Origin of the sequence: Pedobacter sp. ASV12 (assembly GCF_016429155.1) — a bacterium.
Classification (GTDB): Bacteria; Bacteroidota; Bacteroidia; order Sphingobacteriales; family Sphingobacteriaceae; genus Pedobacter.
Window position 1 is genome coordinate 1 of record NZ_JAELUC010000205.1, and the last position, 807, is coordinate 807.

The window sequence follows — 807 nt, forward strand, 5'->3', positions numbered from 1 at the left end:
CACCTCCTCTCTATGGTCCCGGTGGGATTTGTGGTTTAAATAAGGGGTATGGTAATTCTTGGTAATATGAAGTAAGCTACAAACCCAATTTTTCTAACAATAACTGCCTGTAATTTTCTCCAATCGGAATTTCTTCTAAAGCCAAGGTAAGCACGTTTCCCTTTAGGGCCTTAATTTTCGATAGGTTTACCAAATAAGACCGATGGGTACGTTGAAACTTGTTTGGTGGGAGCATATCTTCAAGCATCTTAAGGTGCATAGACACAAAGTATTGTGTTTTTTCTTTACAAAAGATCCAACAAAAATCTTTTTCTGCCTTAATAAATTCTATATCGGCATGTTCTATGCGTACCAGTTTAGCATGCTGCCTAACAAATATATGGCTGGGTGCTTCTTGTACCAACCGAGGTGCAACAAGCGTTCTGCGGTCTATTGCCTTTTGTACGGCCTGGTAAAAGCGTTCAAAAACGATGGGCTTTAGCAGATAGTCTACCGAGTTAAGTTCAAAGCCTTCCAGCGCAAAATTGGCATGGGCCGTAGTAAAAATGACAAGGGGCGGTTTGCGCAACGACCGCAAGAATTCTGTTCCGGTAATGGTTGGCATTTGTATATCCAAAAAAACAAGATCTATAGGGCTTTCGTGAAGCGCGTTGTACGCCTCTGTGGCATTCTTGCATTTTTTTACAAGCGCCACTTCGGGTATGCGCTCTATATAGCTTTCTAGCAGGTTTCTCGCAATTGGTTCGTCGTCAACGATAAGGCTGTTGAGTTTGATCATAGCTGGATGGCTGTCTCTTATACACATCT

The 807-nt window shown here is 42.1% G+C and carries 1 protein-coding gene; it reads right to left on the minus strand.

Annotated features, from left to right (window positions below; translation table 11 throughout):
* Positions 1-76: 76 nt before the first annotated feature.
* On the minus strand, positions 77-807 hold a 731-nt coding region (locus tag JHD69_RS19910), incomplete at its 5' end, for a LytR/AlgR family response regulator transcription factor (protein ID WP_233166101.1).